Annotated in this window: 22 protein-coding genes; 16 read left to right on the forward strand and 6 right to left on the reverse strand. The window is 71.1% G+C overall.

Features of this window, described 5'->3' with window-relative positions:
- Positions 1-73 precede the first annotated feature (73 nt).
- Genes M2266_RS10615 through M2266_RS10635 form a run of 5 tightly spaced genes read left to right on the forward strand, consistent with a single transcriptional unit; the run spans position 74 to position 5,529 of the window.
- Positions 74-1,279 carry a prenyltransferase/squalene oxidase repeat-containing protein gene (locus M2266_RS10615; RefSeq protein ID WP_277437957.1) on the forward strand — a complete coding sequence of 402 codons (1,206 nt, stop codon included), beginning with the start codon at positions 74-76 and terminating at the stop codon, positions 1,277-1,279.
- A complete protein-coding gene (locus tag M2266_RS10620; protein ID WP_277437958.1) occupies positions 1,279-1,965 on the forward strand; it encodes an SCO2322 family protein in 687 nt (228 codons plus the stop codon). The genes M2266_RS10615 and M2266_RS10620 overlap by 1 nt, the downstream gene beginning before the upstream one ends.
- Positions 1,962-3,098, forward strand: coding sequence for a CbiQ family ECF transporter T component (locus M2266_RS10625; protein ID WP_277437959.1), 1,137 nt, complete (start codon positions 1,962-1,964; stop codon positions 3,096-3,098). Before M2266_RS10620 ends, M2266_RS10625 begins: the two co-directional genes overlap by 4 nt.
- Positions 3,095-4,708, forward strand: coding sequence for an ABC transporter ATP-binding protein (locus tag M2266_RS10630; protein ID WP_277437960.1), 1,614 nt, complete (start codon positions 3,095-3,097; stop codon positions 4,706-4,708). Before M2266_RS10625 ends, M2266_RS10630 begins: the two co-directional genes overlap by 4 nt.
- A complete protein-coding gene (locus M2266_RS10635; RefSeq protein WP_277437961.1) occupies positions 4,705-5,529 on the forward strand; it encodes an ECF transporter S component in 825 nt (274 codons plus the stop codon). The genes M2266_RS10630 and M2266_RS10635 overlap by 4 nt, the downstream gene beginning before the upstream one ends.
- A gap of 41 nt (positions 5,530-5,570) precedes the next feature.
- Here M2266_RS10635 and M2266_RS10640 read toward each other — a convergent pair whose 3' ends face one another.
- On the reverse strand, positions 5,571-6,740 hold the full coding sequence (locus tag M2266_RS10640) for a steroid 3-ketoacyl-CoA thiolase (RefSeq protein WP_277437962.1): 1,170 nt from the start codon (positions 6,738-6,740) through the stop codon (positions 5,571-5,573).
- Positions 6,741-6,968: 228 nt separating this feature from the next.
- Between M2266_RS10640 and M2266_RS10645 the strand changes: the two genes are divergently transcribed.
- Together M2266_RS10645 and M2266_RS10650 are read left to right on the forward strand one after the other, a co-directional pair.
- Positions 6,969-8,204: a cytochrome P450 gene (locus tag M2266_RS10645; protein WP_277437963.1), complete on the forward strand. Its 1,236-nt coding sequence runs from the start codon at positions 6,969-6,971 to the stop codon at positions 8,202-8,204.
- A 42-nt stretch (positions 8,205-8,246) separates the two neighbouring features.
- The gene (locus M2266_RS10650; RefSeq protein ID WP_277437964.1) at positions 8,247-8,627 is read left to right on the forward strand and encodes an antibiotic biosynthesis monooxygenase; all 381 of its coding nucleotides are present in this window, start codon (positions 8,247-8,249) and stop codon (positions 8,625-8,627) included.
- A 28-nt stretch (positions 8,628-8,655) separates the two neighbouring features.
- On the opposite strand, the gene M2266_RS10655 is transcribed toward M2266_RS10650, so the two are convergent.
- The 3 genes from M2266_RS10655 to M2266_RS10665 all read right to left on the reverse strand — a co-directional run bounded on the left by M2266_RS10655 (position 8,656) and on the right by M2266_RS10665 (position 12,401).
- Entirely contained in the window at positions 8,656-9,399 is a 744-nt protein-coding gene (locus M2266_RS10655; RefSeq protein WP_277437965.1) for a hypothetical protein, read from the reverse strand.
- 71 nt (positions 9,400-9,470) lie between these two features.
- On the reverse strand, positions 9,471-10,145 hold the full coding sequence (locus M2266_RS10660) for a hypothetical protein (RefSeq protein WP_277437966.1): 675 nt from the start codon (positions 10,143-10,145) through the stop codon (positions 9,471-9,473).
- A 207-nt stretch (positions 10,146-10,352) separates the two neighbouring features.
- Entirely contained in the window at positions 10,353-12,401 is a 2,049-nt protein-coding gene (locus tag M2266_RS10665; RefSeq protein ID WP_277437967.1) for an MFS transporter, read from the reverse strand.
- A gap of 175 nt (positions 12,402-12,576) precedes the next feature.
- Here M2266_RS10665 and M2266_RS10670 point away from each other — a divergent pair, with 175 nt between their 5' ends.
- The 5 genes from M2266_RS10670 to M2266_RS10690 all read left to right on the forward strand — a co-directional run bounded on the left by M2266_RS10670 (position 12,577) and on the right by M2266_RS10690 (position 19,482).
- Positions 12,577-13,143 carry a hypothetical protein gene (locus tag M2266_RS10670; protein WP_277437968.1) on the forward strand — a complete coding sequence of 189 codons (567 nt, stop codon included), beginning with the start codon at positions 12,577-12,579 and terminating at the stop codon, positions 13,141-13,143.
- Positions 13,124-13,609, forward strand: coding sequence for a peptidoglycan-binding protein (locus M2266_RS10675; RefSeq protein ID WP_277437969.1), 486 nt, complete (start codon positions 13,124-13,126; stop codon positions 13,607-13,609). The genes M2266_RS10670 and M2266_RS10675 overlap by 20 nt, the downstream gene beginning before the upstream one ends.
- 40 nt (positions 13,610-13,649) lie before the next feature.
- Positions 13,650-14,210 carry a hypothetical protein gene (locus tag M2266_RS10680; RefSeq protein ID WP_277441151.1) on the forward strand — a complete coding sequence of 187 codons (561 nt, stop codon included), beginning with the start codon at positions 13,650-13,652 and terminating at the stop codon, positions 14,208-14,210.
- Positions 14,211-14,834: 624 nt separating this feature from the next.
- The gene (locus tag M2266_RS10685; RefSeq protein ID WP_277437970.1) at positions 14,835-17,402 is read left to right on the forward strand and encodes a matrixin family metalloprotease; all 2,568 of its coding nucleotides are present in this window, start codon (positions 14,835-14,837) and stop codon (positions 17,400-17,402) included.
- A 1,417-nt stretch (positions 17,403-18,819) separates the two neighbouring features.
- Positions 18,820-19,482: an HAD-IA family hydrolase gene (locus M2266_RS10690; protein ID WP_277437971.1), complete on the forward strand. Its 663-nt coding sequence runs from the start codon at positions 18,820-18,822 to the stop codon at positions 19,480-19,482.
- A 189-nt stretch (positions 19,483-19,671) separates the two neighbouring features.
- Here M2266_RS10690 and M2266_RS10695 read toward each other — a convergent pair whose 3' ends face one another.
- Positions 19,672-20,253: a TMEM165/GDT1 family protein gene (locus tag M2266_RS10695; protein WP_277437972.1), complete on the reverse strand. Its 582-nt coding sequence runs from the start codon at positions 20,251-20,253 to the stop codon at positions 19,672-19,674.
- Positions 20,254-20,456: 203 nt separating this feature from the next.
- Entirely contained in the window at positions 20,457-21,209 is a 753-nt protein-coding gene (locus tag M2266_RS10700; RefSeq protein WP_277441152.1) for an ABC transporter permease, read from the reverse strand.
- A 303-nt stretch (positions 21,210-21,512) separates the two neighbouring features.
- On the opposite strand from M2266_RS10700, the gene M2266_RS10705 reads away from it, so the two are divergent.
- The 4 genes from M2266_RS10705 (at position 21,513) to M2266_RS10720 (ending at position 26,556) form a co-directional block, all read left to right on the forward strand.
- Complete coding sequence (locus tag M2266_RS10705) at positions 21,513-22,163, forward strand: HNH endonuclease family protein (protein ID WP_277441153.1); 651 nt, start codon at positions 21,513-21,515, stop codon at positions 22,161-22,163.
- A 74-nt stretch (positions 22,164-22,237) separates the two neighbouring features.
- On the forward strand, positions 22,238-23,857 hold the full coding sequence (locus M2266_RS10710; RefSeq protein ID WP_277437973.1) for an alkaline phosphatase D family protein: 1,620 nt from the start codon (positions 22,238-22,240) through the stop codon (positions 23,855-23,857).
- A gap of 230 nt (positions 23,858-24,087) precedes the next feature.
- Positions 24,088-24,768, forward strand: a complete 681-nt coding sequence (locus M2266_RS10715; RefSeq protein WP_277437974.1) for a VTT domain-containing protein — start codon at positions 24,088-24,090, stop codon at positions 24,766-24,768.
- Between the two features lie 354 nt (positions 24,769-25,122).
- A complete protein-coding gene (locus tag M2266_RS10720; protein WP_277437975.1) occupies positions 25,123-26,556 on the forward strand; it encodes a family 2B encapsulin nanocompartment shell protein in 1,434 nt (477 codons plus the stop codon).
- Positions 26,557-26,623 lie beyond the last annotated feature (67 nt).

Genomic DNA, 26,623 nt, shown 5'->3' on the forward strand with positions numbered 1-26,623 from the left:
GGCACTGCAGTGCGCGGGGTTGCAGCGGTTGCGCCCGGTTACGCAACCGCTCAGCGAAAGGCATCAAGCCCTCATGAACCTCCGTCGCAGCGCCGCCGCGCTCGCCGCCGCCACCGTGCTCGGCATGGCCGTGGTGCCCGCAGCCTCCGCCGACACCCCGCTGCCCCCCGGGCTCTACGGCACCGGGGACCCGACCTACGACGGGGTCTGGCGGCAGTCGTACGCGCTGCTGGCGCTGCACACCGCCGGGGTGACGCCGGCCGACAGCGCGGTGGCCTGGCTGACCGGCCAGCAGTGCGCGGACGGCGGCTTCCCCTCGTACCGGGCCGACACCGCGAAGGCCTGCGACGCCAAGACGGAGGACACCAACGCGACGGGCATCGCCGTACAGGCGCTCAGCGCGGTGGGCGGCAAGGACGCGGTGGTGAAGAAGGCCACCGACTGGCTGACGTCGGTGCGCAACAAGGACGGCGGCTGGTCGTACAACCCCGGCGGCGCCTCGGATCCGGACTCCACCGGTGTCGTGATCGGCGCGCTGGTGGCCGTCAAGCAGGACGTGCAGGCGTCGCAGGACAGCCTCAAGGCGTTCCAGTTCGGCTGCGACGCCAAACCCGCCGACCGCGGCGCCTTCGGCTACCCGATGAACGGCAAGCTCTCCGTGAGCGCCAAGGCCACCGCCGACGCGGTGCGCGGCGCCCGCGGCGCGGGCTTCGTCGTCACCGCGCCGACCGCGAACACGGCCGCGAAGGCCCCGGACTGCGCGTCGCCCGACGCCTTCAAGACGCTCGACTCGCCGGGTGCGGCCTCGGCCGGCGCCGCGTACCTGACGGCGCAGCTCACCGCCGGGGGCGGCCACCTGACCGCCGTCACCCCGGGCGCGGACAAGCCGACGCCGGACTACGGCACCACCGCGGACGCCGTGATCGCGCTGGCCGCGAACCAGCAGCTGGACACCGCGAAGACGTCGTACGCCTGGCTCGCCAAGAACTCCGCCACCTGGTCGAAGGGGAACCCCGCCGCACTGTCGCAGCTGGTCCTCGCCGCGCACGCGACGGGCAACGACCCGAAGAACGCCGGCGGCGCCAACCTCGTCCAGCAGCTCACCAACCTCGGCCCGAAGCCCGCCGCGGCGAGCGCGGGCCCGTCCGCGTCCGACAAGGCCGAGAAGAAGGACGACACGTCCGGCTCCGCCGCCACCTGGTGGATCGTCGGCGTCTTCTTCGTCGCCAGCATCGGCGTCGGCTTCCTGATCAGCGGCCGCCGGAAGAAGCAGGTCTGATGTCCCGCCTCCCGCTGCGGTCGGCCACCGTGCTGCTGGCGCTCGGCGCGCTGCTCGCCGTCTGCGCCCTGCCCGCGCAGGCCGCCTCCTACCGCTACTGGTCGTTCTGGCAGCGCTCCGGGGACGCCTGGACGTACGCGCAGACCGGGCCCGCGCTGGCGCGGCCGGCCGACGGGACCGTGGAGGGCTGGCGCTTCGCGGCCAGCGCGGAGGCGCAGGACGCGTCGAAGCCGCGTGACGTCCCCGGCGCCACCTCGTTCGGCGCGATCTGCGCAGGCACCCCGCCCAAGGGCAACACCAAGCGCGTCGCCCTCGTCCTGGACTTCGGCACCGCCGCCGACGCGGGCGGCGGCGCGCCGCCCGCGCCGCGTACCGCCTGTGCCCAGGTCCCGAGCGACGCGACGGGCGCCGATGCGCTCGCCGCCGTCGCCAAGCCGCTGCGCTACAACTCCGCCGGCATGGTGTGCGCCGTCGCGGGCTACCCGAAGACGGGCTGCGGGGAGCCGGTCGTCGGCACTTCCGGCGCCGCCAAAACCGCTGACGCGTCGAAGACGCCCGCGCCGCAGGCGTCGGGCGACTCCGGCGGCGACGGCGGGGGCCCGTCGGTCGGAGTGTTCGCGGGCATCGCCGCCGTCCTCGCCCTCGGCGGAGCGGCCTTCTGGCAGGCCCGCCGCCGGCGCGGATGAGGACCGGTATACGCCGGGAGGCCGCCGGCCGCCCCACCGCCACCCGCTCCACCGCGCTGCACGCCGGGGCGTGGTGGCTGTGGGCGCTGGGGCTGGCGACGGCGGCGTCCCGGACCACCAATCCGCTGCTGCTCCTGCTGCTGGTCGCGGTCGCGGGCTATGTGGTGGCCGCCCGCCGCACGGACGCGCCCTGGGCGAGGTCCTACGGGGCGTTCCTGAAGCTGGGGCTGGTGGTGCTCGGCATCCGGCTGGTCTTCGCGGTCCTGCTGGGCTCGCCGATCCCGGGGACGTACACGCTCTTCACGCTGCCCGAGGTCCCGCTGCCCGACTGGGCGCGGGGGGTCCGGCTGGGCGGGCGGGTGACCGCGGAGGGCCTGCTGTTCGCGCTGTACGACGGGATGAAGCTGGCCACGCTGCTGATCTGCGTGGGCGCGGCGAACGCGCTCGCCAACCCGGCCCGGCTGCTCAAGTCGCTACCGGGCGCCCTGTACGAGGCGGGGGTCGCGGTCGTCGTGGCGATGACCTTCGCCCCAAACCTCGTCACGGACGTGCAGCGGCTGCGCGCCGCCCGCCGGCTGCGCGGCCGCGACGACCGCGGGGCGCGGTCCCTGCTCCAGGTCGGGCTGCCCGTCCTGGAGGGGGCGCTGGAGCGGTCGGTGGCGCTGGCCGCCGCGATGGACGCGCGCGGCTACGGCCGCTCCGCCGAGGTGCCGGCCGCGATACGACGGACGACGGCGGCGCTGACGCTGGGCGGGCTGCTCGGCGTGTGCGCGGGGACGTACGCGCTGTTGTCCGCGTCGGGCGCCGGGTACGGCGTGCCGGTGCTGCTGCTCGGGCTGGTCTCGGCGCTGGCGGGGCTGCGGCTCGGCGGGCGGCGGTCGATCCGCAGCCGCTACCGGCCCGACCGGTGGGGCGCGCGGGCCTGGCTGGTGTCGGGCTCCGGCGTCGCGGTGGCGGCGCTGATGATCTGGGCGGCCTCGTACGATCCGGCCGCGCTGGCCCCGCCGGCGATCCCGCTCACCGCTCCCACCCTGCCGCTGTGGCCCGCGCTCTCGATCCTGATCGGGCTGCTGCCGGCGTTCGTCGCACCCCCTCCCCTTCTCCCGCCGAACCCGAAGGAGGACCGCGCGTGATCCGCTTCGAGCAGGTCTCCGTCAGGTACGACGACGCCGCCGGGCCCGCCGTCGCCGGCGTGGACCTCACCGTCCCGGAGGGTGAGCTGTGCCTGCTCGTCGGGCCGTCCGGAGTCGGTAAGTCGACTTTGCTGGGTGCGGTCTCCGGCCTGGTGCCGCACTTCACCGGCGGTGTCCTGTCCGGCCGGGTCACCGTGGCGGGTCGCGACACCCGGACGCACAAGCCGCGCGAACTCGCCGACGTCGTCGGCACGGTCGGCCAGGACCCGCTCTCGCACTTCGTCACCGACACCGTCGAGGACGAGCTCGCCTACGGCATGGAGTCGCTGGGTCTGGCACCCGCCACGATGCGCCGCCGCGTCGAGGAGACCCTCGACCTGCTGGGGCTGGCCGAGCTGCGGGACCGGCCGATCGCCACGCTCTCCGGCGGCCAGCAGCAGCGCGTCGCCATCGGCTCGGTGCTCACCGTCCATCCCAAGGTGCTGGTGCTGGACGAGCCGACGTCCGCGCTGGACCCCGGCGCGGCCGAGGAGGTGCTGGCGGTGCTGCAGCGGCTGGTACACGACCTGGGGACCACGGTCCTGATGGCCGAGCACCGGCTGGAGCGCGTCGTGCAGTACGCGGACCAGGTGATCCTGCTGCCCGCCCCCGGCGCCGCCCCGGTGCAGGGCACGCCCGCCGACATCATGGCGCTCTCCCCCGTCCACCCCCCGGTGGTCGCGCTGGGCCGCCTCGCGGGCTGGTCGCCGCTGCCGCTGTCCGTACGCGACGCGCGCCGGAAGGCCGGACCGCTGCGGGAGCGGCTGGCGGACCGTACTCCCCCGGCGGCGCCCGCCGTTCCGGCCGCCGCACCGGTGGCGCTGCTCGACCGGCTCTCCGTCCGCCGGGGCAGGACCGAGGTGCTGCGCCGGGTATCGATGACGGTCCGGCCGGGCGAGACCGTCGCGCTGATGGGCCGCAACGGCGCCGGCAAGTCGACCTTGCTCTCCACCCTCGTCGGCCTGCACCCCGCCGCGTCCGGCACGGTGACGGTCGGCGGCCTGGTCCCGTCCAGGACGAGGCCGGGCGAGCTGATCCGCCGGGTGGGCCTGGTACCGCAGGAGCCGAGGGACCTGCTGTACGCGGACACCGTGGCCGGCGAGTGCGCGGCGGCCGACCAGGACGCGCACGCCGCGCCCGGCACCTGCCGCGCGCTGGTCACCGCGCTCCTGCCGGGCGTCCAGGACGCGACCCATCCCCGTGATCTGTCCGAGGGCCAGCGGCTCGCGCTGGCGCTGGCCGTCGTGCTGGCCGCGGCTCCCCCGCTGCTGCTGCTCGACGAGCCGACCCGCGGCCTGGACTACGCCGCCAAGGGCCGGCTGATCGAGCGGCTGCGGGCACTGGCGGCGGACGGCCACGCGATCGTGCTGGCCACGCACGACGTCGAGCTGGCCGCGGAACTCGCCCACCGGGTGGTGATCCTGGCCGACGGCGAGGTGGTCGCGGACGGCCCGACCGCCGAGGTCGTGGTCTCCTCGCCCGCCTTCGCCCCGCAGGTCTCCAAGATCCTCGCGCCACTTCCCTGGCTGACCGTCCCGCAGGTCGCGTCGGCCCTGGAGGAACCGTCATGACGCTCCCCTCGCGCCCGGACCGCCAGGTGCGTCCCATCCGGCTCGGTCCGCGCTCCGTCGTCGCGCTGGCGCTGATCTCCGCGATCGGCGTCGCGCTGTTCGGCTGGCCGCTGCTCGCCGATCCCGGCACCGGGCTCGCGCACAGCAGGGACGCCCCCTGGCTCTTCGCCGCGCTGCTGCCGATGCTGATCGCCGTGGTGATCGCGACGATCGCGGACGGCGGGATGGACGCCAAGTCGATCGCGATGCTGGGGGTGCTGGCCGCCGTCGGGGCGGCGCTGCGCCCCCTGGGCGCGGGCACGGCGGGCATCGAGCCGATGTTCTTCCTGATGGTGCTGTCGGGACGGGTGCTGGGCCCCGGGTTCGGCTTCGTGCTGGGGGCCGTGTCGATGTTCGCGTCCGCGCTGCTCACCGGCGGCGTCGGCCCGTGGATGCCGTTCCAGATGCTGTCGATGGGCTGGGTCACGATGGGCGCGGGACTGCTTCCCGGCCCGCACACCCTGCGCGGGCGCGGCGAGCCGGCGATGCTCGCGGTGTACGGGGCGGTCGCGTCCGTGCTCTACGGCACGGTCATGAACCTGCAGGGATGGGCGACGATCGGCGGGATGTCGGCGAGCGTCTCCTACGTCCCGGGCGCCCCCGTGGACGAGAACCTCGGACGCTTCGCCGTCTACTGCCTGACCACGTCGCTGGGCTGGGACCTCCCCCGCGCGGTCCTGACCGCGGTCCTCACCCTCACGCTCGGCGCGACGATCCTCAAGGCACTGCGCCGCGCGACGCGGCGCGCGGCGTTCGACGTGCCGGCCGACTTCCGGCCCTGACCCCACCCCGGAGAGGGGCGGGGCCAAGGCCTCCGCGCGGGCTACAACCGCTGGATGATCGTCCCCGTGGCCAGCGCGCCGCCCGCGCACATCGTGATGAGGGCGAACTCCTTGTCCGTGCGCTCCAACTCGTGCAACGCCGTCACGATCAGCCGTGCGCCGGTCGAGCCGACCGGGTGGCCGAGGGCGATCGCGCCCCCGTTGACGTTGACCTTCTCCAGATCCTGGTCGAAGACCTGCGCCCAGGACAGCACGACGGACGCGAACGCCTCGTTGATCTCGATGACGTCGATGTCCTTCAGGGACATCCCGGCCTTGCCGAGCACGGCCCGGGTGGCGTCGACCGGCCCGTCCAGGTGGAAGTGCGGGTCGGAACCGACGAGCGCCTGGGCGACGATCCGGGCGCGCGGGCGGAGCTTGAGCGCCCGTGCCATCCGCTTGGACGCCCACATGACGGCCGCCGCACCGTCGGAGATCTGCGAGGAGTTGCCCGCGGTGTGCACGGCGGTCGGCATGACCGGCTTCAGCTTGGCCAGGCCCTCCATGGTGGTGTCCCGCAGGCCCTGGTCCCGGTCGACCAGCCGCCACATGCCCTGCCCGGCCTGCTGCTCCTCCTCGTCGGTGGGGACCTGCACCGCGAAGGTCTCCCGCTTGTACCGCTCCTCGGCCCACGCCCGGGCGGCCCGCTCCTGCGACTGGAGCCCGAGCCGGTCGACGTCCTCGCGGGTCAGCCCGCGCCGCCGGGCGATGCGCTCGGCGGCCTCGAACTGGTTGGGCAGGTCGACGTTCCACTCGTCGGGGAACGGCTTGCCCGGGCCGTGCTTCGAACCGCTGCCCAGCGGCACCCGGGACATCGCCTCCACCCCGCAGCCGATGCCGATGTCGATCACCCCGGCGGCGACCATGTTGGCGACCATGTGGTTGGCCTGTTGCGAGGAACCGCACTGACAGTCCACGGTGGTCGCGGCGGTCTCGTACGGGAGCCCCACGGCGAGCCAGGCGTTGCGCGTGGGGTTCATGGACTGCTCGCCGGCATGGGTGACGGTGCCGCCGACGACCTGTTCGACGGCGTCCGGCTGGATCCCGGTCCTGCCGAGCAGTTCGCGGTACGTCTCACCCAGCAGGTAGGCGGGGTGGAGATTGGCGAGCGCGCCTCCGCGCTTGCCGATGGGCGTGCGTACAGCTTCGACGATGACGGGTTCAGCGGCCATGAATCTCGTCCTCTCCTCGACCGGTCGGCGTCCCGGCGCCTCCGGCAGAACTAGAACGCGTACTAGTTCCGCCTGCAGTCTTATTACCCATGGAGCACAGCGCGCAAGACTCGTGCACGAGGCTCCATCGAGCCGCACGACATCCACACGGTCATTCCCCTTGCCACTTGTAGAACTGGTTACTACCTTCGAGCCATATCTGATGGACCGTCAGACATGGAGTGGCCGATGCCCTGCCCAGCGCTTCCCGAAGGCTTCGACTTCACAGACCCGGACGTGTACGAGCAGCGGGTACCGCTCCCCGAACTCGCGCAGCTGCGCCGGACCGCCCCCGTCTGGTGGAACGAACAGCCGCACAACACCGCCGGGTTCGAGGACGACGGGTACTGGGTCGTCACCCGGCACGCCGATGTCAAAGAGGTCTCGCTCAACCCCGACGTCTACTCGTCGTTCCTCAACACCGCGGTCATCCGCTTCAACGAGCACATCACCCGTGAGCAGATCGAGATGCAGCGGCTGATCATGCTCAACATGGATCCGCCGGAGCTGACCCGCGTCCGGCAGATCGTCCAGCGCGGCTTCACCCCGCGCGCCATACGCCAGATGGAACAGACGCTGCGCGACCGCGCCCACCGCATCGTCGCCGAGGCGCGCGGCCGGCGGACGGGCAACTTCGTCACCGAGGTCGCCTCGGAACTGCCGCTCCAGGCCATCGCCGAGCTGATCGGCATCCCGCAGGACGACCGCAGCAAACTGTTCGACTGGTCCAACAAGATGATCGCCTACGACGACCCCGAGCTGGCCATCACCGAGGAGGTGGGCGCCGAGTCGGCCATGGAGCTGATCTCGTACGCCATGAACCTCGCCGCCGCCCGCAAGGAGTGCCCGGTCAAGGACATCGTCAGCCAACTCGTCGCCGCCGAGGACGAGGGCAACCTCAGCACGGACGAGTTCGGCTTCTTCGTCCTCGTGCTGTCCGTCGCCGGGAACGAGACGACGCGCAACGCGATCACGCACGGCATGCACGCCTTCCTCACCCACCCCGAGCAGTGGGAGCTCTACAAGGAGACGCGCCCGAGCACCGCCGCCGAGGAGATCGTCCGCTGGGCGACCCCCGTGACGTCCTTCCAGCGCACCGCCACCCGGGACACCGTGCTGGGCGGCCAGGAGATCAAGAAGGGCCAGCGCGTCGGCATGTTCTACGCCTCCGCCAACCACGACCCCGAGGTCTTCGACCACCCCGATCGCTTCGACATCACCCGCGACCCCAATCTGCACCTGGGGTTCGGCGGCGGCGGCCCGCACTACTGCATGGGCAAGAACCTGGCGATCATGGAGATCGACCTCATGTTCAACGCCATCGCCGACGCGATGCCCGACATCAAGCTGACCGGCGACCCCCGCCGGCTGCGCTCGGCCTGGATCAACGGCGTCAAGGAGATGCGGGTCAGCTACGAGGGCTGAACGGACCGGGACCGGACGGGGCGAGTAGGGCAGGATGAGGCCATGAGCATCGTCAAGATCAATGCCCTGACCGTGTCACCGGAGATGCGCGAGACGCTGGAGAAGCGGTTCGCGGCGCGCGCCGGCTCCGTTGAGAACTCCGACGGCTTCGAGTGGTTCGAACTGCTGCGCCCGGTCGACGGCACCGACCAGTACCTCGTGTACACGCGGTGGCGCAGCGAGGAGGACTTCACGAAGTGGATGGCCACCTCGATGCGCGGTCCCGGCGCGCACGGGGCGGGCCAGGGCGGTCAGGGTGCGGGTGGCAGTGCCGGCGGTGGTGCGGGCGCGAGCGAGGGCGGAGCCGAGCGGCCCAAACCGGCCGCTTCGGACTCCGCCCTGTGGTCGTTCGAGGTCATCCAGCAGACGGCCCCCAAGAGCTGACCCGCGGCGCTGACCCCGCCGAGCCGACTCAGAAGCTGAGGAGCTGCTGCGTCAGGTCGCGGTAGTGCGTCAGCGCCACCCGCAGTTCCTCCGTGTCGGCCTTGGCGTCGTCGTTCTGCCAGGTCGAGCGGAGGGTACGGCGGCGCTCCGCGAGCTTCTCGGTGAGCTGCTTCGCGGCCTGTTCGAGAACGGCGTCGGCCTCCTCGACGGACTTGCGCGGCTCGTCCACGAACGTGCCCATCGCATGCTGCAGCCGCTCCTCCAGTCCGTCATGGGCGCCCGCGGGGCCGCCGTGGCGAGCGCCGTGGGTCTCGGCCTTGCGGGCCTCGGCGGTACGGGTCTCGGCCGTGCGCGGCCCGGTGCCCTCAACGGTGCGCGCGGCTTCACCCGTGCGCGTCGCGTCGGGGGTGCGGGTCGCGTCGGGGGTGCGGGTCGCGTCGGGGGTGCGGGTCGCGTCGGGGGTGCGGGTCTCGGCCGTGCGCGGCCCGGTGCCCTCAACGGTGCGCGCGGCTTCACCCGTGCGCGTCGCGTCGGGGGTGCGCGTCGGCTCGGTCACGTGCCGGCCCTCGCTCGGACGGACCGCCGTGGTCTCGTCCTTGCGCGGATCGGTCATCGGCGGAACGTCCATGCGCGGTGGGCGGGGCGGCTCGTCGGCGTTCTGGGTGGGGTTCTGGGTGGGCACCCGGCCGTCGTTCCGGTCGGGCACGATGGCACCGCGGTCCTGGTCCTGACGGATCTGGTCCTGGCGCGTCCGGTCCTGGTTCTCAGTCATCGTCTCTGCACTCCTGACATGTCGATGATGGCTCACGGCTAGGGCTGCCGACGGATACCGGCTGCGGCCGGTCAGTTCTGACGACGGCCGAGCGCGCCGAGGCGCGAACCGCCGTGCCGCTTCTCCGCGTCGGCGTCCGCGTCGGCGTCGGTGTCGTCGGAACGGTCGAGGTCGCGGTCCGCGTCGCGGTTCGACGGGGCGCGGTGGCCGTCGGCCTTGATGAGCTCCTCGAACATCGCGCGGGCCCGGACGAGCGCCTCCCGCATCTCCTCGGTGGAGGTGGCGTCGTCGCCCCGCCCGACGATCTCGTGGGCGTCGCGGTAGCCGTGCAGATGACGGGCGTGGTGCACGGAGAGCGCGTCGAAGTGCTCACCGGACTTGGCGTCCGGGAAGCCGCGGTCGCGGGCCAGGTTCTCGATCAGCGCGTCGGCCTCGGCGAGCGCCTTGCGAGGCGAGTCGATGAAGTGCTCCTGCACTGCGGCCCAGTTGGCCGTGTACTCCTCGCGGGCCTGCGTCGACAGGGGGCGGGTGGTGAGGTCCCCGTGCCGCTGCAGCCGCTCGGAGAGTTCCTTCTCGGTGGCCTTGGTATCGCCGTCATGACTGCGCAGGACCCGGTCGTACTCGGGCCCGAAGCGGCGGTGCAGGCTCCTGCCGCCGACCCCGCCCGGCCGGAGCAGCACGGTCGTGAGAGCGGCGGCCAGAACGATGACGACCACGACGATGGCGATGATGACGCCAGTGGACATGGGAGTGCCTCTCGTTTCTACGGGTCGACGGACAGGGGGTGTTTCGTTGCCGGCTCATCAATCGGCTTGCCGGAAAGCGGATGCCCAAACGTCGAACGCCCGTCCGGCAGGGGCCGGACGGGCGTTTTGGGGGCTTGGAGGAGATGCCACCGGGACGGATGCTGTTGGAGTGTCGGATGGTGCGCCTCCGACGGCGAACCGAGGACGTCAGCCGCGGGTGCTGCCCGTCGCCGGGCGCCCCCTCTCCAGCCGGTCGGTGTCGCCACCGCACAGCTCTCCGCTGAGCTTGGTGAGCAGTGCCGCGAGATCCGCGTGCCGCTCCGGATCCCAGTCGCCGAGCAGCTCGCCCAGGACCGTCCGCCGGGCCACACCGAGCTGTGCGGCCGTCGCCCGGCCGCTGTCGGTGAGCATCAGCGGGTTGCCGTCCCGCTCGGCCAGCCCGCGGGTCTCGATCTCGACGGCCGCCTCCTCGATGACGTCGGCGGGCACGGTGCTGCGCCGGGCCAGCTCGACGGGGTCGGTCTCCCCGCCCTTGGCGATCCGCAGCAGCAGCCAGCTGGACGCGGGCTGGATGTCGAGGCCGGCCAGTTTCGTGATCCGCACGTACAGGTCGCGGCGAGCCTCGCGGCTGCCGAGCACCGAAAGCCCGCGGGCGATCTCGTCGAGCGAGGACCGTTCCACCGGGTTGGTGCCGATGGTCTCGCTGGCGTCGGGCACCGTGACGGAACCGCGCAGCGGCTGCTCCTTGAGGAACCAGGCCAGCACGAACGCGATCAGCGTGACGGGCACCGCCCACAGGAACACGGTGGTGATCGAGGTCGAGTACGCGTGCAGCACCGGCTGCAGGATCGACGGCGGCAGCGACTGCACGGCCCGCGGGTCGGAGGAGATCACCGAGGGGTCGAATCCGGGCGGCAGCGGCTTGCCCGCGATGGCCGAGGTGATCTTTCCTTCCAGCTGGTTGGAGAAGACCGTGCCGAAGATCGAGACACCGAACGAGGCACCGATCGAGCGGAAGAACGTCGCGCCCGAGGTGGCCGCGCCCAGGTCCTCGTAGCCGACGCTGTTCTGCACGGCCAGGATCAGCACCTGCATGACCAGTCCGAGGCCGAGGCCGAAGACCAGGAAGTACAGGCTCATCACCCAGGTGCTGGTGAACTCGTCGAGCTGGTGCAGCAGCAGGAGGCCGATGGCCGTGACGCCGGTGCCGAGGATCGGGAAGACCTTGTAATGGCCGGTGCGGCTGACGATCTGTCCGGAGCCGGTGGAGGACACCAGCAGGCCGATCACCATCGGGATCATGTGCACGCCGGACATCGTCGGCGAGAGACCGTGCACGACCTGCAGGAACGTCGGCAGGTACGTCATCGCGCCGAACATCGCGAACCCGATGACGAAGGAGATCACCGAGACCAGCCAGAAGGTGCGGATCCGGAACAGCCGCAGCGGCAGCACCGGTTCCACCGCTCGGCGTTCCACGACGATGAACACGGCCACGAGGACCAGGCCGAGCACCGCCAGCCCGATGATCTTCGGTGAGCTCCAGGGCCAGGTCGTGCCGCCGAGCGAGGTCACCAGCACCAGGCTGGTCGCCGCCGCGGCGACCAGCGCCATGCCCAGGTAGTCGATGCGGTGCGTGGTGCGGCGTACCGGGATGTGCAGGACGGCCGCGATGACCGCCAGCGCGATGATGCCGATGGGGAGGTTGATGTAGAACACCCAGCGCCAGGAGAGCTGCTCGGTGAACACCCCGCCCAGCAGCGGTCCCAGGACGCTGCTCGCGCCGAACACCGCACCGAACACGCCCTGGTAGCGGCCGCGGTCACGGGGCGGCACGATGTCGCCGACGATCGCCATCGACAGCACCATCAGGCCGCCGCCGCCCAGCCCCTGCAGCGCACGGAAGGCGATCAGCTGCGGCATGTTCTGCGCGATGCCGCACAGCGCGGAGCCGATCAGGAAGATCACGATGACGGTCTGGAAGAGCTTCTTCCGGCCGTACATGTCGCCGAGCTTGCCCCACAGCGGAGTGGCCGCCGTCGAGGCGAGCAGGTACGCGGTGACGACCCAGGACAGGTGCTCGATGCCGCCGAGGTCGCTGACGATGGTCGGCAGGGCCGTGGACACGATCGTCTGGTCCAGCGCGGCCAGCAGCATGCCGAGCGCGAGCGCGCCGATGGCGAGGCGCACCGAGCGCCGGTCATGGTCGGAAAGGGCGGCCGGCGGTCCGGTCGGGGCCGTGGTGTCCTGCGCCATGCCGTGCTCCTCGCGTCGCGCCGGTTGATCGCGAATCAATATTCACACTATTCGCGCCGGTTTCGCGCTCTATGGACCCCCGGTAGGGCTGGGCGGACCTGGGCACGGCCTTCCCGCGGCGGCATAATCACTGCGTCTTGAGGTATTCGAGGACCGTTCGTGGGAGGGGAGCCCGGTGGAGCCGGAGGGGGAACTGGGACAGGAACCGGGTGTGGTCACGGCCGCGGCCCGGTCGGCCGAACGGCAGATCGCGCTCGCGGCGACGGAAGGCTTCCACCCGCTGCGCGTTCGGCCATACGTGGCGGAGCCCGGCACCGAGGGCGCCGAGTCGACCGTCAAGCCGCTGATCGGTCCGGGCGTGGCTCGCCCGGCCGCCACCGACGTGGGCATGTTCCCGGCCGACAACCTCGAGTACCCGGCGGACGACGACGCCGGACTCCCCGCGGACGACGGCCGCACCGAGCCGGCGGACCCCCACGACTCCGGGCTGCTGCTGGCCCGTACCGGCGGCTCCGACTGGGACGATGCCGACGGCCCCGGCCCGCACCGCGGCGGCCGGCGCCGCCGGCCCCGCCGCCGCGGGCGGGGCATGGTCGTCGCGGCCGCCACCGTGGCCGCGACGGCGATGGCCGCCGGTGCGGTCGCCCGTCGCCAACCAGCTGCTGAGCTCGCCGGAACGGCCGGAGCGGGCCCTGCCGGACAACAGCAGCAGCGTGCCGGACGTGGTGCTGCCCACGAGTGACGCGACGGCGGCCGCCGCGCCGAGCAGCGCCCGCGGCAGGGCCCCCAAGGCCTCCCCGACGACGACCCACCGCGCGCCGACCACCCCGGTGACCACCCCCACGGCCACCGTCCCGCCGGTGTCGGCGACCCCGTCCCCGCCACCCGCCACCGTGGGCTCCCCGGCGGCGGACCCGGCGGTGCCCGGCCCCGACGCGAGCCCGAGCGCCACCCCCTCCGCCCCCGTCACCCACCCGACGATCACCGTCCCCGCGCTGCGGCTGGGTGACACCGGCGCCGCGGTCAAGGACCTCCAGCAGCGGCTGCGCCGGGCCTACGTCTACATGGGCAGCCTGGACGGCGTCTTCGACTCGGATGTCAAGGACGCCGTCGCGACGTTCCAGTTCTGGAACGCGATCACCGGCGATCCCGAGGGCGTCTACGGCCCGGCAACGCGGACCGCGCTGGAGCGCCAGACGTCCTGGTAGCCGACCTTCTGGCCCCGTCTGCGAGGATCGCCCCGTGGCGATGGAGGCATTCGGGGCCGATCAGTTCCAACTCGTCCTGCTGCGGCGGATGGCGGATCACCGGCCCGAGCTGGTCGAGGAGGCGCTCCGTACGCTCGGCGCGTCCCGTGCGGAGCTGCGCGAGGCGAACCGCCGCTGGCAGGCGCGGCTGCACGGGCGGCACTCCCCCGGCGGTGAGCGCCGCTACCGCGCCGTGCTCGGACCGCCGCAGAGCACGGTGGTCCGCCGCATCGGCGATCTGAGCTGCGAGGCCCTGCTGTGGCCCGTGCCGCTCTGGCCCGAGCTGCGCTTCGAGGTGCTGTGCGCGCCCGGCGGCGGCGCGGTCTGGAACGAGTGGCTCATCCGCGCCCCAGGCGCCCCCTCCCCGGTCCTCGGCGGCCCGGACGACCTCGTCCCCTGGTCCTGCACCGTCGACGAGGTCGCGCGCGCGTTCCGCCCCGCGACACCGCTCGAAGGCAGCGCCCCCACCCGCTGGCGCCTGGCCTTCGGCGACGCGACGACCGGCACCCGCCACATCGCCCACTTCACCTGGGGCCTGCTCCAGTACGTCGAGGAGGCGTAGCCGGCCTGACACATTCTAGGATCCGCGACTTCGTTAGCAACGAAGGAGGTTCGTTAGCAATGGATTAGCAAATCCGCGATCCTGTTGACAATGACCACGCTCAGCAGTGATCCCTGTTCGGACTCTTCCGGTCTTCTCTGCGTGCACGCAGACCGTCCTCCGTACCGTTCCCAGCATGGCAGTACGGAGGGCCTTGAGGGGAAGCGGCTCCGTAGCATCCCAGGTTGCGGAGCCCTGGAGGCCAGGGGACGCTCAGAAGACGGAGTCTTCTGAATTCAGATCCGTCGCAAAGCGAGGCCCCGCTTTGTGGTCGCAAGCTTCCAATTGAGCGAGTTACTCGGCGAAATTCGCCTACCTGCAGATTTGCGGCTCTGAGCCTGCGAGAGTCCCGCGTTGAGTCCGTCGAATTTCCCGGGATAGAGGTGATTTAAAAGAACGTCGTCGGATGCGTCACTGTCCGCAGGCCGTCGACCGGGTCGCGGCTCCTGGCAGCGAAGAATTCGTCCAAACACACTGTTCGGTGGGGTCCGTGCGGATCGTTCCGTTCGACGTGAGTGGGCGTGACCCGAACCGTCGGTGTCGGCGGTCCTTTCCACCCGGGGACATAGAGAGAGGTGCATCACCGTGGCTGACGTTCCCGTGCCCGGAGACTTTGACGGAGACGGCACCCTGGACACGGCTTTCTGGCGCTCCTCGGAAGGAACCTGGTTCATCCAGCCAAGTTCCGGTGGCCAGCAGCGCGTGGTTCAGTTCGGGCAGGATGGCGATATTCCGGTGCCGAATGACTATGACCACGACGGCAAGGTCGACCTCGCGGTCTGGCGCCCCGGCGGACATACCTTGCATGTGCGCCCGTCCTCCGGTGTACCGGACTGGTCTCTGCTAATTCCGTATGATGGTGAGGTTCCCGGGACCGAGAACCATGACGCGCTCACCTTGTTCGCCTACGCGCTGTATTCGCTGACCCTGCGACTGCAAGCAGCCGGCCGACCGGACGAGGCAGCCACGGCTGCCCGCGAGGGCATTCGGGTGTTCCTTGGATTGGCGAAGAGCCCGGGGAAGCTGGATCCCGCCCCGTTTCTCGCCCGCTTGGTGGAGCTGCCGGATCATCTCCCGGCGTCGGAGGCAGTGGCGCCGACCCAGGATGCGGTCGCCCTCCTGCGGACTCTGGTCGCCACCGACCCCGCCAACCTCGACCACCAGAGCATGTTCGCCTACGCGCTGCATTCGCTGACCCTGCGACTGCAAGCAGCCGGCCGACCGGACGAGGCAGCCACGGCTGCCCGCGAGGGCATTCGGGTGTTCCTTGGATTGGCGAAGAGCCCGGGGAAGCTGGATCCCGCCCCGTTTCTCGCCCGCTTGGTGGAGCTGCCGGATCATCTCCCGGCGTCGGAGGCAGTGGCGCCGACCCAGGATGCGGTCGCCCTCCTGCGGACTCTGGTCGCCACCGACCCCGCCAACCTCGACCACCAGAGCATGTTCGCCTACGCGCTGCATTCGCTGACCCTGCGACTGCAAGCAGCCGGCCGACCGGACGAGGCAGCTGCTGCCGGGGCTCAGGCAATGGCGACCGATCACCAAGTCGCTGCGCTCCGGACGGCGCTGTCCGCCCTGGATAGTCTCGGGTATACAGGCGCGGGCGGCACGACCATCACGGACGTGCTGCACGTGTATGCAACCGTATGGAGCCTTTCGCTCGGCGGGCGCACCTTCAATGAGCAGCTCGCTGCGGTCACGGACCACCTGGAGGGTCGATTCTGCACGGTTTCTGACGCCGTGGACGAGCACGGCGGTCTGCGTCCCCTGACTTATGGAGCCCCGGGCGGCAGCTGGCTCCGCACGGCACTGACCTTTTCCATCAATCCGAACAACGCGGGCCCTCTCCAGCCAGGCGACGTGGGCCTAGCCATCAGTGCGGCCCTCAGCGCGTGGCAGACGGCAAGCGGGTTTTTGTTCTCCTTTCAACCCGTGACAGCAGGCGGCAACATCCAGGTCTCCTTTGGCGACTCCGGGTTGAACCCCAAGTTCGGCAAGGCAGGCGGGGTCGCGGGCTCGGGCGGGTACCCGGAGACCTCGCAGAGCGGTCAGGTCTATTTCGACAGCAAGGAACTCTGGACCCGTGACTTCCTCACGTCTGTCGCGATCCACGAAATCGGTCACGCCCTCGGTTTGTCGCACTCCACCAACCCAAAATCGGTCATGTACCCGTACTCGCCACCCGCACTGATGGTGGATGCGGAGTCTAGAGACGCGCTGAAAAACCTCTACGGGTGGAGCCCGCAAGTGCTCCTGGCTGACCGCGGCACCAGCGACCGGCCAGCCCTCGCGGGCGCCGGCCAGGTGGGTCTCACATTCTCCAACGAGAAGCTGCGCATGGTGTGGAGAGGAATTTCGGATGACGACTCCCTCTTCGAATCGGAGCTTGTGGGGAATGGGTGGACCCCGCAGCAATCGATTCAAGGCGCCTTCGGCTCAAAGTACAGTCCGGCGCTCACCGCGGCACCGGTCGGCGACGCACCGTCGACCGGGCTGCTCATGGCCTGGCGGGGCATTCCGGACGACGACGGCCTGTACTGGTCCATGGACGACGGGACGGGCTGGACAGCGCCGACCAATATTCCGGACGTCGGCTCGAATGACCGCCCAAGCCTGGCGACCTTCGATGTTCCGCACATGGCCTGGCGAGGCATACCCGGCGACGATGGGATCTACTGGTCGCGGTTCACCGCGGGGGAGTGGCAGCCACAACAGAAGGTTCGTGGTGTGGGAACCTCCAGTGGACCCAGCCTTGTGGCGTTCCAGGACAGGCTGTACATCTTCTGGAAGGGCATCGAAGGCGACTCAAATATCTACTACTCGTGGTTCGACAACGCCAACCCCATCTGGCGCCCGCAGCAGGCCGTTTGGTATGCCGACACGGAGGTCGAGGGCGGTGTGCCCGTAAATGTCGGTACGAGCCATGGCCCCTCTGCCACCGTGCACGGAGACCGGATCCTGCTGGCGTGGAAGGGCATCGAAGGCGACGCGGGAATCTACTTCAGTTTCTTTGATGGGAAGGAGTTCACCGGGCAGATTAGGGTGCGTGGCGTGGGGACATCTCGGGGACCCGCTGTCTGCACCTTCAATGGGACCGCGCACATGGCCTGGCGGGGCGTGGAAGGAGACGACGGTATTTACTGGTCGAGACTGTGAAACCACTGCCCCGTGCCGCCGTCACAGGGAACCACCCGTCACGCATGTATCAAGGCTCCGGCTGCAGGGGTGACCTTGCGAAGTCGCCCTGCACGGGAGCCTCGATGTGCCGCCACTCTGCCACCGTCTGCCTCGCCAAGCCGCCAACTCTCCTCTCGTGTCGGCTTGGTGGAGAGGCTGGGCATGCTGTCCGATCCCCCACGCGGTCCGGCCGGGCTTGCCGCTGACCTACGACGGCGAGCAGTTCACCATCGCGGAGATCGAAGGCCGCCGCATTCTCCTGCAGCAGATCTCCGCGGAAGGCCGTCGCACGTGGCGGCAGATCGACCTGTCGGTGCTGATGGCCCACCTCTCCACCGAGTTCCTGGTGGAAACTCCGCCAGCACAGCCGGGGGCCACGGCGACTCTGGGTGAACTCAGTATCGCGGAGGACGATGCGCTCACCACCCGGTCCGGCACGTCCAGGAGGTCCGCTTCAGCTACCAGTTGGGCTCTGCTGAGATGGCGTTGGAGGGCGAACCACGGCCCGACTACGCGCCGGGAGTGCCCTTGATGCACCGGTACAAGGCGAAGGAGGCCGAACTCGGCGTCAGTGTGACCACGGTGCGCCGGTGGGTGGCACTGGTGGAAGAGTCGGGGCCAGCGGGGGGCCTGGTGAGCAAGCGCGAGCCCACGAGCGGGTTGGACCGTGTGGATTCGCGCTGGCTGGAGATGGCACGCTCGGTGATCAAGAGGCTTGAGAAGTCCAGTGGGCCGGTTCGTGGTCTGGTGCTGATGGAGATCGAAGAACGTGTGGTCAAGGAGTACGGCCCCGGTGTGGTGAGCATCCCGAAACAGACAAAGGGGTACGCGCTCCTGAAGGAGCTCAGCCGGGGGACGAACGCGTTCGACGGCAGGACGAAGGGGAAGCGGTCCATCGCGAACCGTCCCCAGGGGGTCTTCGGCAGACTGCGTGCGACGCGGCCGGGTGAGTACGTCGCGCTGGACACCAACAGTCTGGATGTCTTCGCGATGGAGCCGGTGACGTGCCGATGGGTGCAGTGCGAGCCAACGGTCACGATGGACCTTTACAGCAAGTCCCGCTCCCGGCTACCACCGCCCGGGAGCAGACCCCGGTCGGCGATCGATCGCACCCACCGGACGCCGCCGGCCCCCGGAGGACGCCGTTGTCCGTGCACCCCGCCGTCAGGGAGCACGCTCCGGTCCCCGATCGCGCGCACCGAGCGCCGCGGGCTCCCCCGGCGGGGGCGCCGCCCTCCTCATCCGTCGGCTCCGGCTGCCGCCGAACCCCGGCATCCCGGCCGGAGGCCGACTGGCCAAAAGGGGTCCCGGTTTTGTACCGTGGAGAAACAAAGTGGCCCCGCCCGTTTCCCCTGACCGGCGGGCGGGGCCACTGAGTACCTCTTAAGGAGCACCTATGCCGTCCGCCCCGTCCGTCCTGCCCGCCCGCGCGCTGCTCCTCGACATGGACGGCACCCTGGTGAACTCCGACGCGGTCGTGGAACGCTGCTGGACCCGCTGGGCCGTGGCGCAGGGGCTGGACCCGAAGGCCGTACTGCGGGTCGTGCACGGACGGCAGGGCCACGCCACCATGGCGGTGTTGCTCCCGGAGCGCCCGGCGGAGGAGAACTTCGCGGACAACCGGCGGATGCTCGCCGAGGAGACCGCGGACCTCGACGGCGTCGTGCCCGTCGCGGGCGCGCCCGCCTTCCTGGCGTCGCTCGCCGGCCGGCCGCACGCGCTGGTGACGTCCGCGGACGAGGCGCTGGCCCGCGCCAGGATGGGCGCCGCCGCGCTGCCGATGCCGGGGGTCATCGTGACCGCCGAGCGCGTGAGCGCGAGCAAGCCCGACCCGGAGGGCTTCCTCAAGGGCGCCGCCGAGCTGGGCTTCGCCCCCGAGGACTGCATCGTGTTCGAGGACGCCGAGGTCGGCATAGCCGCGGCGAAGGCCGCCGGGATGCGCGTCGTCGGCGTCGGCCCGCGGGCCGCTGTCCACGCACCCACCGCGCACGTCGACTCGCTGGAGCAGGTGCGGGTGGAGGCCACCGCCGACGGCGGCCTCCTGGTCCACATCAGCTGAGAGCCGCGCCCGCGACTAGGCGTATTGACCCGTAGCGTTGTTGACTCGGCTGATGGGTACGCGGCGTCCGGTGCGGGCGACCGCACGGCGGAGGGCCGTCCTCGTACCGGACGTACCTGGACGAGCCCGACAACGCAGCAGGCGTGCGTGCCGGGCGTCGCGGGCCAGCCGGGACTTTCGCCACGCCCTTTAGCCGGTGATCGCCTCGTAGAGGCTGAAGACGGCGAGCACCACCATCACGGCGGCGGCGATCTTGGTGATCAGCGCCAGCGGCACCCGCTTCATCAGCAGGCGCCCGCCGAAGATCCCCAGCCCGGCGACCGCCCACAGCGCGAGGACCGCGCCGAGGCCGACGGCCACCGGATCGTCGTAGCGGGCGGCGAGGTTGGCGGTCATGATCTGCGTCAGGTCGCCGAACTCCGCGACCAGGATGAGCGTGAAGCCGGTGCCCGCGACCTTCCAGAAGCTCTGGTCGGCGGGTTCCGGCACGTCCTCCTCCTCGTCGTCCTTCTGGAACAGCAGCATGGCCGCGCCCGCGAGGAAGAGCACTCCGACGACACCCTGCACCCAGCGGTGCGGGAGCAGCGTCAGGACGCTGCCCGCCGCGATGGCGAGGCCGACATGGACGACGAAGGCCGCGGCGACGCCGCAGAAGACGTACGACGCGCGGTAGCGGGTGCCGAGCATAAGGCCGGCGAGCGCGGTCTTGTCCGGCAGTTCTGCCAGGAAGACGACGCCGAAGACGACGGCTGCGACGGTGAAGCTGAACACGGGGGCGAATCCTCATCGGTCGGGCTGCCGCACCGAGAGCGCCGGTAAAAGGGGTCGCTTCGGCACGGCAGCGTCAAAACAGAACGCTGCGGCCGAAGGTCTCGCTGGCCCGATGGGAGACCCACCGTGCCTCCGGGCGCCGGCTCAAGGATCTGAGCAGTATGTCGACGGTCCGGCGAAGAGCTACTCCCCTTCTGCGCCGCCTAGTCTACGCGACGGGTCAGCCGGCCCCTGGCCACCAGCTCCAGGACCGACGAGACCGCCACCGCCTGCACCACCAGCAGCGCGACCAGCACGAAGAGCTGGACGGCCGCCGCCATCACCGGTGACGCGCCGCCGAGCAGCATGCCGACGAAGGCACCCGGCAGCGTGACCAGGCCCACGGTCCGCGTCTGGTCGAGCCCCGGTACCAGCGCGCCCGACGCGGCGGGCCTGGCGATCTCCAGCCGGGCCTCGCGGTCCTCGAACCCCAGCGCCATGGCGGCCTCCACCTCGCCGTGCCGGCCGTGCAACTCCTCCAGCGCGCGGCGCCCGCCGAGGACCGTCGCGCTGAGCGCGCCGCCGATGAGGATGCCCGCGACCGGGATCAGCGCGATGCCGTCGAGGGGCACCAGGCCGGTCAGCACCAGGAGCGCGACGACCGGCAGCGCGCTGACCCCGATCGGCACGGCCGCCCACCGCCAGCTGCGGTCGGCGGTGATCCGGCGTCCCGCGGTCCACACCGCGACCGCGTACATGACGCCGACGAAGGCGAGCAGTGCCGGCAGGTAGTGGACGACCCAGCCGATGACGAGCGACACGGCCGCGAGCTGCAGCGCCGCGCGCAGCCCCGCGACGGCGATCCCACGCGCGTAGTTCTCCCGCTCGTCGGCGAGGTGGGCGTAGGCGGCCACGCCGGTGGCCACCACGAGCAGGACGGCCAGCACGACGCCGAGGGTGCGGTTGACGGGCAGCAGCGAGGAGCCGCCTGCGGACGTCAGGGCCGGAAGAGTGGCGCCGGCCGCGGCACCGGCGGAGGACGTGGTGGCGGCGGTCACGACGGCGAGCACGGGGCCACTGTAGGCGGGTGCGGGTGCGACCGAGGGGAACTGACGACGCGCCACCCCTCGACATGACGTGCCCATGTCGCCAATCTGTAACCTGCCGCACCTCGGCGGGTCATGTGGCTCCGGCACGCTTGCCGGGCCGCCGCCCTTGCCGGGGTCCGGTCGGACACGCCCGCAACCGCCCCCACCCCACAGGGAGTTCGCATGTCCCGGATACGTAGTGTCTACGCGCGTCGACGCGTGAGCGTGCTCACCGCGTTCGCCGCCGTCGCCGCGGCCCTCGGTCTGCTTGTCACCCCCACCACCGCGCAGGCCGCACCCCCCACGCCGCCCAGCGCCGCGACCGCCCGCACTGAACTGGCCGCGCTGACCGTACAGGCCGAGGGATCGTCCACCGGCTACAGCCGCGACAAGTTCCCGCACTGGATCACCCAGAGCGGCGCCTGCAACACCCGCGAGGTCGTCCTCAAGCGCGACGGCACCGGCGTCGTCCAGGACTCCTCCTGTGCCGCCGTCAGCGGCACCTGGCACTCCCCGTACGACGGCGCCACCTGGACCGCCGCCTCCGACGTCGACATCGACCACATGGTCCCGCTCGCCCAGGCCTGGCGCTCCGGCGCCTCCAGTTGGACCACCGCCCAGCGGCAGGCGTTCGCCAACGACCTGACCCACTCCCAGCTGCTCGCCGTCACCGACAACGTCAACCAGGCCAAGGGCGACAAGGACCCCGCCCAGTGGCTGCCGCCGCTGGCCTCGTACCACTGCACCTACGCCCGCATGTGGGTCTGGGTGAAGTACTCCTACTCGCTGACCGTCGACTCCGCGGAGAAGAGCGCCCTGAGCGCCATCCTCAACGGATGCTGATGGCCTGACCGGTGACTCCCGCCTCCCTTCCGGCGTCCGTACCCTGGGGGTCGTCGGAAGGGAGGCAGGTCACCTTGGCCGAGCTTCGTTTGGGACCACTGTTGCGGTACGTGGGCGAGGACAGCGCGACCGTGTGGATCGAGGCTGACCGCCCGTGCGAGGCGGTCGTCGCCTGCGACGGGGGCGGCGCCGGAAGCGCCGCCGGGACCGCGAGGACATGGCAGGTCGCCGGCCACCACTACGCGCTGGTCACCGTCACCGGGCTGCGTCCCGGGGCCGAGACCCCGTACGCCGTGCACCTCGACGGCCGCCAGGTGTGGCCGCCGGCCGCCTCCCCGTACCCGCCCAGCACGATCCGCACCGCCGCGGGCGGCAGCGCCCCGCTGCGCGTCGCCTTCGGTTCCTGCCGGTGGGCCGCGCCCGCGCAACACTCCCGTGATCCGGTCGGCCCCGACGCCCTCGACACCCTGGCCCAGGAGATCGTGCGGGACGGCACCGCCCGCCCTGACGTGCTGCTCCTGCTCGGCGACCAGGTCTACGCGGACGAGACCTCGAAGGCCACCCGCCGCTGGCTCTCGCGCCGCCGCGACCTCGCCGACCCGCCCTGGGACCAGGTCGCGGACTACGAGGAGTACACCCACCTCTACTACGAGTCCTGGCTCGACCCCGCGGTGCGCTGGCTGCTGTCCACCATCCCCAGCTGCATGATCTTCGACGACCACGACGTGATCGACGACTGGAACACCTCGGAGGCCTGGCTCCGTGAGATCCGCGGCACCGCCTGGTGGCAGGAGCGCATCCTCGGCGGGCTGATGTCGTACTGGGTCCACCAGCACCTGGGCAACCTCTCCCCGGACGAGCTGGCCGCCGACGAGCTGTTCGCCACCGTGCGGGCCGCCGCCGACGGCACCGAGGCCGTCCGCGCCTTCGCCACCCGCGCCGACGCCGACGCCGAATCGGTGCGCTGGAGCTACCGGCGCGACTTCGGCCGGGTCCGGCTGCTGATGGTCGACTCCCGGGCCGCCCGCGTCCTGGAGGAGGACCGGCGCTCGATGCTCGACGCCGCCGAATGGGACTGGTTGCGCGACCAGGCGCTGTCCGACGGCTCGTACGACCACCTGCTGGTCGGCACGTCGCTGCCCTGGCTGCTGCCGCACGCCGTGCACGCCGCCGAGGAGTGGGACGCGGCGCTCTGCCGGGGCGTGCGGGGCCCGCGGTGGGCGGAGCGCGGCGAGAAGCTGCGCCAGGCGGCCGACCTGGAGCACTGGGCGGCGTTCCGCACCTCCTTCGACGCGCTCGCCGGACTCTTCGCCGAGGTGGGCAGCGGGCCGCGGGCGCCCGCGACCATCTGCGTCCTGTCCGGCGACGTGCACCACGCGTACGTCGCCGAGGCGCACTGGCCGCGCCCGGTCGGCAGCCGGGTGCTCCAGCTCACCTGCTCGCCCCTCCACAACAGCGTCCCCGCGGCGATTCGGTGGGGATTTCGCCTCGGCTGGAGCCGCCCGGGCCGCTGGATCGGCCGCGCCCTCGTCCACCACGGTCGGCTCCCGGCGTCCGTCATCCGCTGGACGCGCCTGGGCGGCCCGTGGTTCGGCAACCAGCTGATGACGCTGACCCTGCGCGGCCGCCTGCTCGACCTCCGGGTGGCCGGCCCCAAGGGCTCGTTCACGCCGTCGACACTCCGGCGGAAATGAGCGGCGCGACGCCGTGTCCGCCGGCTCGCGGCCGGCCGCGGCGCCCACCGCCATCAGCCGGTTCTCCGACTGTCCGGCCAGGGGTGTCCGGGATATTCCCCACGCCGTGTCTACAACATCACGTACCCCTCGCCCGTACCGGCCACCCCCTCTGGCGTACGCTGTACGGCTGGGAGCGGATGTAGATCCGCCCATACGCCAACAGGCAATACGTCGGACGGGGAGGCACGGTGCTCGAGGGTCTGGGCTCCTTGTTCGACTGGCCATGGATCTACGTGCTCGTAGCGCTGTCGGTGCTGCTGGACGTGTTCGTCCCGATCCTGCCCAGTGGGGTGCTGGTGATCAGCGCCGCGACGGCCGGTACCACCGGCGCGGGCGGCGACATGCTCGACGTGGTGGCGCTCCTGGTGTGCGCGGCCATCGCCTCCTGCCTCGGCGACATCGCCGCCTACCGGCTGGCCTGGCGCGGCGGCGACTGGTTCGACCGCCGTATGGCGCAGTCCCGCCGACTGACCACCGCGCAGGAGCGACTGGGAGAGGTGCTGACCAAGGGCGGCGGCTCGCTCGTCGTCCTCGCCCGCTTCGCACCGGCCGGCCGCTCCGTGGTGAGCCTGGGCGCGGGCGTGGCGCACCGTCGGCCCAAGGAGTTCCTGCCCTGGTCGGCAGTGGCGGGCGTGGCCTGGGCGACGTACAGCGTGGGTCTCGGCTATGTCGGCGGGGAGTGGCTGGGTGCGAGCTGGCTCGGCACGGTCATGTCGCTGATCGCCCTGGTCGGAACGGGCGCGCTGGCCGCGTACGTGTTCCGCCGCGGCCGCCGGACGGCGATGGCGGCGGCCCTGGCCACCGTGCCGCTGGTGATCCCCCCGCAGCCCGCGGCGACCGACCGCGCAACGGTCGTCGAAGCGCTCTGAACCGGCTCGGCGCCGGTTCGGAATTCGGCGGGAAATAACTCGGCGGATCTGCTAGACCACCAAAAACGTCAAGGGTGTGCGGCGAAGCAACCTTTTCGATCGCGCTCCGATCACTTTCTTTCCTCAACGGACAGAACCGTAACTCCCGCTCCGCGGCGGGCAGTTGGCGCCGCAAGAGCCCTCCGCACCGTAACGCGTCATATGCGGACACTGTCCCCTTCGAGCAAACGTTCCTATTACCTGACTCTGGCGTTTTCGGGGTTCATTCTCACTCGATTCAGCGATAGCCAGCGTGGCGGGTGACGAAAAAGAATGGGCGCGCATACCCCAATCCCTGACGCGAAGGACATACGCATGTCGGTTGACGCGGGCCAGGACGCCGCTCTCAGCACCTCGGGCGCTCCGGACAACAACTCGGCGCATACGAGCCTCGATACGGCTGCCGCCCGGAATCTGGCGACCACGACCAAGTCCGCACCGCAGATGGCCGGGATCTCCTCCCGGTGGCTGCTGCGCATGCTGCCCTGGGTCGAGGTCACCGCAGGCACCTACCGGGTCAACCGGCGGCTGACCTACTCCGTCGGCGACGGCAAGGTCACCTTCGTCAAAACCGGCTCCCAGGTCCGGGTCATCCCCGCCGAACTGGGCGAACTGTCACTCCTGCGCTCCTACCAGGACACCGACGTCCTCACCGCCCTCGCCGAACGCTTCACCCAACACGAATTCGCCCCCGGCGACCTCCTCGCCGAAGCCGGCCAACCCGCCGACACCCTCTACCTCCTCGCCCACGGCAAGGTCGAGCAACTCAGCGAAGGCGAGTTCGGCGAGCAGAATCGTCTCGGCGTCCTGGCCGACGGCGCCCACTTCGGCGAACAAGGCCTCCTGGACCCCGACGCCTCCTGGGACTTCACCGCCCGCGCCGCCACCACCACCACCGTCCTCGCCCTGCCCCGCCAGGACTTCCACACCCTCGCCGACCAGTCCCCCACCCTGCGGGCCCACCTCGAGGCCTACCGCGCCATCCCCCGCCAACGCGTCAACAAGCGCGGCGAAGCAGCCATCGAACTCGCCTCCGGCCACAAGGGCGAAACGAACCTGCCCTCCACCTTCGTGGACTACGAACTCGCCCCGCGCGAATACGAACTGAGCGTCGCCCAAACCGTCCTGCGCGTCCACAGCCGCGTCGCGGACCTCTACAACGAACCGATGAACCAGATCGAGGAACAGCTCAAACTCACCATCGAGGCGCTACGCGAGCGCCAGGAACACGAACTGATCAACAACCCCGACTTCGGCCTGCTGCACGCCGCCGAATACGACCAGCGCATCCAGCCCCACGCCGGCCCCCCGCTCCCCGACGACCTCGACGAACTCATCAGCCGCCGCCGCGGCACCCGCTTCCTGCTCGCCCACCCCCGCACCATCGCCGCCATCGGCCGCGAATGGACCCGCAAAGGCCTCTACCCCAACACCGTCGACGTCAACGGCAGCACCGTTCCCGCCTGGCGCGACATCCCGATCCTGAGCTGCAACAAGATCCCGATCAGTCCGGCGCGGACCAGCTCGATCATCGCGGTGCGTACCGGGCAGGACAACCAGGGCGTCATCGGCCTGCGCCAGACCGGCATCCCCGACGAATACGAACCCGGCCTGAACGTACGCTTCATGGGCCTGAGCGAGAAGGCCATCATCAGCTACCTCGTCAGCGCCTACTACTCCGCCGCCGTACTCGTCCCCGACGCCCTGGGCATCCTGGAGAACGTCAACATCGCCAACTGGCGCGACTGAAGCAGCACGGTGGGAAAGGGCGGTGGCCGGGGATTTTTCCCCGGCCACCGCCCTTTCCGTCCGCCGC

Source organism: Streptomyces sp. SPB162 (genome assembly GCF_029504575.1).
Classification (GTDB): domain Bacteria; phylum Actinomycetota; class Actinomycetes; order Streptomycetales; family Streptomycetaceae; genus Actinacidiphila.